This is a genomic window from Paenibacillus barengoltzii NBRC 101215 (genome assembly GCF_004000745.1).
Classification (GTDB): Bacteria; Bacillota; Bacilli; order Paenibacillales; family Paenibacillaceae; genus Fontibacillus; species Fontibacillus barengoltzii.
The window spans coordinates 21936-27935 of record NZ_BILV01000082.1 but is presented as its reverse complement, the minus strand read 5'-3'; the positions used below and the strand labels follow the sequence as shown (position 1 = coordinate 27935).

The following is a 6000-nucleotide window of genomic DNA, read 5'->3' as shown; positions in this document are numbered from 1 at the left end:
CGCGCGGCATTTACTTTGCCCATCGGCTGTGGTATACTATGTAACGTTGTCATGCGGAAGAACATGTTTTTTCCAATCGGCAGCGAGAACCTTGGCTTGGTTGCACGGTTTCACCGCCGGCGACGAGGCTAACGGCGATTTGAGATAAAGGAGGTGAACAGGATGGCATTGACTCAAGAACGTAAACAACAATTGATCCAAGAGCACAGAACTCATGAGTCCGATACCGGATCCCCTGAGGTGCAAATTGCTATCCTTACGGAGAACATTGTGAATTTGACGGACCACTTGCGTACACACAAGAAGGACCATCATTCCCGTCGCGGTCTTCTGAAGATGGTTGGTCAACGTCGTAAGTTGTTGGCTTACTTGAAGAACAAAGACGTAAATCGTTACTCCGCTTTGATTGAGAAACTTGGATTGCGTCGTTAATTAAACAAGTTTGTACAAAAGCAGCCTAGTTGCATGGCGGACGCTGGCGAAGCGTGTGGTGTGCAGCCGGGTTGCTTTTTGCAAATTAGGCTTTGTTGCGATAAGCTTCCATGAAGAGCTCCGTCAGGAGCTTTTGTTATGAGGACATTCTTCTCTTGTCAACGCCGCTTCTCATTATGAATTGGTGAAAAGCAGGAAATAATGAACTCAGTACCGAACTTGTATTGGTGATAAGGAGGGATTTCATGCAGACTGAAGTGAGAATGGATTTGGGAGGAAGACCTCTCATTCTGGAAACCGGCCGATTAGCGAAGCAAGCGAATGCGGCGGTCATGGTCCGCTACGGCGATACGGCGGTGCTTTGTACGGTTACGGCTTCTTCCGAACCTAAGGATTTGGACTTTTTCCCGTTAACCGTCAATTATGAAGAGAAACTGTATGCAGTCGGTAAAATTCCCGGCGGCTTTATTAAACGGGAAGGACGTCCAAGTGAAAAAGCGATTCTGGCCAGCCGTTTGACCGACCGTCCAATTCGTCCGCTCTTCCCGGAAGGCTTCCGTAATGATGTGCAAATCGTAAACCTGGTCATGAGTGTGGATCAGGACTGCGAACCGGAAATTGCCGCCATGATCGGGACTTCTGCAGCGCTGAGCATTTCCGATGTTCCGTTTAACGGGCCAATCGGAGGCGTGGCTGTAGGCCGGGTAAACGGGGAATTCGTCATTAACCCGGACGTAGCCCAGCAGGAAGCGAGCGACATTTACGTCGTGGTTGCCGGCACGAAGGACGCTATCATGATGGTAGAAGCGGAAGCGAACGAAGTTCCAGAAGAAGTGATGCTGGAAGCCATTATGTTTGGCCATGAAGAGATCAAACGGATCGTTGCTGTCATTGAAGATCTCGTAAAAGTCGCTGGTAAAGAAAAGATGCAAGTTCAGTTGCATACGGTAAATGAAGAAGTGAACCGTGAGGTTCGCGCTTATGCCCAAGATCGCTTGATTGAAGCGGTGAAGATCGCTGAGAAGCATGCTCGTCAGGATGCGATTGACGCGATTAACGACGAAACGGTAGCTCATTTCGAAGAGAAATACATAGAAACGCCGGAGCTGCTCGCCGATGTGAAGGAAGTACTTCACGACATCGTTAAGGAAGAAGTGCGCCGGTTGATCACTCATGAAAAAGTACGCCCTGACGGTCGTAAACTGGACGAGATTCGTCCGATTGAATGCGATATCAGCCTGCTGCCGCGTACGCATGGCTCCGGTCTGTTCACGCGCGGGCAAACGCAAGCCCTAAGCATCTGTACCCTTGGAGCATTGGGCGATGTGCAAATTCTCGACGGGATTGACCTCGAAGAGTCGAAACGCTTCATGCACCACTATAATTTCCCGCCGTTCAGCGTTGGCGAAGCTCGTCCATTGCGGGCTCCAGGCCGCCGCGAAATCGGTCACGGCGCATTGGGCGAACGCGCATTGTCGAAGGTGATTCCGCCGGAATCCGAATTCCCTTATACGATTCGTCTCGTATCGGAAGTGTTGGAATCTAACGGTTCGACCTCGCAGGCGAGCATTTGCGCCAGTACGCTGGCGATGATGGATGCAGGCGTACCAATCAAAGCTCCGGTTGCCGGGGTTGCGATGGGTCTGATTAAAGACGGCGAACATGTGTCGATCTTGACTGACATCCAAGGGATGGAAGATCATCTTGGCGATATGGACTTCAAAGTGGCTGGTACTGCGGAAGGCGTTACCGCGATCCAAATGGATATCAAAATTGATGGCATTGACCGGCAAATTTTGTCCGATGCTTTGAAGCAAGCAAGAGAAGGTCGACTGTTTATCTTGTCCAAAATGATGGAACGGATCCAGAAGCCGAAGGAGCATCTGTCCCCTTATGCGCCGAAGATTACGATCATGCAAATCAATCCGGACAAAATCCGCGATGTTATCGGAGCCGGCGGCAAGATCATCAACAAGATCATCGAGGAAACCGGCGTGAAGATCGATATCGAGCAAGATGGCCGCGTGTACATCGCTTCTACCAATGAAGAGATGAACAACAAAGCGCGTTCGATCATTGAAGGGATTGTCAAAGAAGTGGTGGTTGGCGAGATTTACGTCGGGACCGTCAAACGGATCGAGAAATTTGGTGCATTCGTTGAGATTTTGCCAGGTAAAGACGGCTTAGTGCATATTTCGCAACTCTCAACGGAACGCGTCGCCAAAGTTGAAGACGTTGTGGCGATCGGTGATACGGTAACGGTGAAAGTGACCGAGATCGACAACCAAGGACGGATTAATCTTTCCCGCAAAGCGGTATTAACCGCCGAAACGGACAAAACTCCAACCAAATAAATTTATAATCTATCGACGCAGGCAACCCTTGCGGGAAAAGAGACAGAATAATTAAATTCTGGCTCTTTTTTATTGCTTTCGCATATCCCTAGGCTTGTCAACATATGATGGGGACAAAAACCGTTTAAGGGGATGAGCTGTTAGCATGGGGCGGAACAAGTTTGCAGTCATCGCGATCTGCATTGCGTTGATGATGATATTGGGGCAGTTTGCCGGCATTCGGGCTTTTATTGCCAAAAGCTCGGGAGAAGACAGCTACGCTTTTCGCCTGATTCATGACTTGACCGGTGACTTGGGCGCTCAGGACCAGCCTGACCCGGCTAGCGGCGGGACAGCGAAGGATACGGATCCGTTGCTGGCCAAGATCCGGGAAGAGGCGGAGAAGCAGCGGATCGAGCCAATTGACGCGGTGGTCGACCGGGTCTGGAAAGCGATTCCCGGCTATAACGGTCGAGAGGTAGATATCGAACGTACCTATGAGAAAGCCAAATTGTTGCCGGAGGGCGCGAACATCGAGTATGTGTATCGGGAGCTTCGGCCGAAAGTAAATCTTGAGGATTTAGGGCCGCAGCCGATTTACCGGGGGAACCCGAACAAGCCGATGGCAGCGCTCATGATCAATGTGGCCTGGGGCAATGAATACCTGGTGCCGATGCTGGATACGTTGGATCAGCAGAAGGTCAAGGCGACCTTTTTTCTCGATGGCAGCTGGCTGAAGAAGAACGGGGAGCTTGCGGCTGAAATCAAACGGCGTGGCCATCAAATCGAAAACCACGCCTACTCGCATCCGAATATGAGCCAGCTGGAACAAACGCGGGCACGGCTGGAGATCTCCAAAACGAAGGAGCTGCTGAAGGAGAAGCTGGGCGTGGAAAATCGCTGGTTCGCGCCGCCTTCAGGCGATTATAATATGCAGACCGTCAAGCTGGCAGCAGAACAGGGGCTGAAGACGGTTTTGTGGACGGTGGATACCGTAGATTGGAAAAATCCGCCCGCAACCAGCATCGTGAGTAAGATTAGCAATAATGTAGGGCCGGGAACGCTGATCTTGATGCATCCGACGGCGGCCAGCCGCGACGCGCTGGAAGGGATGATTCAGGCCATTCGCAGCAAAGGGTTGGTGCTCGGAACCGTGGAACAAACGCTGTCGCCGGACCGAGTGGAAGTTCCTGTGCCGTAGAGTTGAGCTTTCCGCCTTTTTTTGGTAGGATAGGGATGCATTTATTAACGACGCTAACCAACGCATCGCATAACATTTAGGAGGGCCTTTCGTGAAGAAAACGCAATTGAAAAACGGCCTTCGGGTAGTCATGGAGAAGATCCCAACGTGCCGTTCGGTCTCGTTCGGGATTTGGGTCAAAACTGGCTCCCGCAATGAACGCCCTGAGCGGGGCGGAATTTCGCATTTTATCGAACACATGCTGTTTAAAGGGACGGAACGCTACAGCGCCAAGGACATCGCAGAACAGTTTGATGCGATTGGCGGCAACGTTAACGCGTTTACGTCCAAGGAATATACCTGCTATTACGCGAAAGTGCTGGATGAGCATTTACCGATTGCGGTTGACGTGTTGTCCGACATGTTTTTCCGTTCTTTGTTCGATGCGGAAGAGCTGCGGAAAGAGAAAAACGTCATCGTCGAGGAAATCTCCATGTACGAAGATACGCCGGATGATATGGTCCACGATCTTGTAACGCAGGCAGCCTACGGGGACCATCCGCTGGCTCTTCCGATTCTAGGGACGGAGGAGAAGCTGCGCGCTATGGAATCCGAACACCTGCGAGAATACATGCGCGAGCACTATACGATCGAGAATACGGTTATTAGCGTGGCAGGGAACATCGATGAACAGGTGATTGACCTGCTGGAGCAATATTTCGGTGATTTTTCGAATCGGGGAAGCTCCAGCCCAATGGCCGCGCCTGAGTTCTTGGGCGGATTGAAGTTCCACCGCAAGAAGACCGAGCAGAACCATATTTGCTTGTCCTTCCCCGGATTGCCGATCGGGGATGAGAAGCAGTATGCGATGGTGCTGCTGAACAATGCGCTTGGCGGCGGCATGAGCTCGCGACTCTTTCAGGAAATCCGTGAGAAACGCGGGTTAGCCTACTCGGTGTACTCGTATCACAGCTCGCACGCTGACAGTGGACTGTTTACGGTGTACGCGGGAACCGCGCCGCGTCAAACGAAGGAAGTGCTGGATTTGACCAAGGAGATCCTGCACGATGTGTCGGTGAACGGGATTACTCCAAACGAGCTAAGCAAGGGGAAGGAACAGCTGAAGGGCAGCTTGATTTTGAGCTTAGAAAGCACCGGAAGCCGCATGAACCGACTTGGCAAAAATGAGCTGATGATCGGCAAACATTATTCTTTAGATGAAATGATCGCCCGCATTGAGGCGGTGACGATGGACGATGTCAACCAAGTATTGAAGGGCATGTTTAGTCATCCATTTTCGCTTGCCATGGTGGGGGCGTCTGATCGTGTGATATCGGGAGTTAGGAGAGATGAGCTTGTCGTTTGAAGTGCAAATTAATCGTTTGGCAGGAAATGAAGATATTGAGCTGCCGCGTAAAATGTCGGAGCTGGCTTCCGGCTTTGACCTCTACGCCGCCGTTACAGAGGAGCTGACGCTCCAGCCAGGGCAACGCGCCCTCGTACCGACCGGGATCGCGATCGCGATGCCCGGCGGCTTAGAGGCGCAAATTCGCCCGCGCAGCGGGCTGGCGTTGAAGCACGGGATTACGTGCCTGAATACGCCGGGAACCATCGATGCAGATTACCGCGGCGAAATCAAGGTGCTGCTGATCAATCTTGGTCAGGAACCGTTCGTGATCCGGCGGAATGAACGGATTGCTCAGATGGTGTTCCAGATCGTTCCCGAGGTGAACCTCGTGCAGGTAGACAAGCTGTCGGAGACGGTTCGCGGCGCCGGCGGGTTTGGGCATACGGGCACGAAGTAAGACGCTGAGGCGCGTTCAACCAGAACGGCTTAAAGATAAGGGTAAATAAGGTTCCTATTATCGGTTAGGAGAAGGTTTTGACCGGAAATAGCGAACTTTTTTACCCTTATTTTCTTTCTTTGCGTTCGTAAGTGGCTCACATGACGTGTTTAAAAGTCCCCGAATTTTGCTGAGGTCCGTGGCAAGAAAGACCGTCCACACTTTTTATAACCACCGAGTTCCCCCACAGTATTGTTTCGTAAGTGTACAG

The 6000-nt window shown here is 51.6% G+C and carries 5 protein-coding genes; all 5 read left to right on the top strand.

The window, feature by feature from the left end:
- The first annotated feature begins 162 nt into the window (after window positions 1-162).
- The 5 genes from rpsO (at window position 163) to dut (ending at window position 5750) form a co-directional block, all read left to right on the top strand.
- Entirely contained in the window at window positions 163-432 is a 270-nt protein-coding gene (rpsO, locus tag PBA01S_RS18950) for a 30S ribosomal protein S15 (RefSeq protein ID WP_009223056.1), read from the top strand.
- A 245-nt stretch (window positions 433-677) separates the two neighbouring features.
- Window positions 678-2786, top strand: coding sequence for a polyribonucleotide nucleotidyltransferase (gene pnp, locus PBA01S_RS18945; RefSeq protein WP_127576524.1), 2109 nt, complete (start codon window positions 678-680; stop codon window positions 2784-2786).
- A 145-nt stretch (window positions 2787-2931) separates the two neighbouring features.
- Window positions 2932-3966: a polysaccharide deacetylase family protein gene (locus PBA01S_RS18940; RefSeq protein ID WP_127576523.1), complete on the top strand. Its 1035-nt coding sequence runs from the start codon at window positions 2932-2934 to the stop codon at window positions 3964-3966.
- 91 nt (window positions 3967-4057) lie between these two features.
- Window positions 4058-5311 carry a M16 family metallopeptidase gene (locus tag PBA01S_RS18935; RefSeq protein ID WP_127576522.1) on the top strand — a complete coding sequence of 418 codons (1254 nt, stop codon included), beginning with the start codon at window positions 4058-4060 and terminating at the stop codon, window positions 5309-5311.
- Window positions 5301-5750: a dUTP diphosphatase gene (dut, locus tag PBA01S_RS18930; RefSeq protein ID WP_009223060.1), complete on the top strand. Its 450-nt coding sequence runs from the start codon at window positions 5301-5303 to the stop codon at window positions 5748-5750. Before PBA01S_RS18935 ends, dut begins: the two co-directional genes overlap by 11 nt.
- The last annotated feature ends 250 nt before the right edge of the window (window positions 5751-6000 follow it).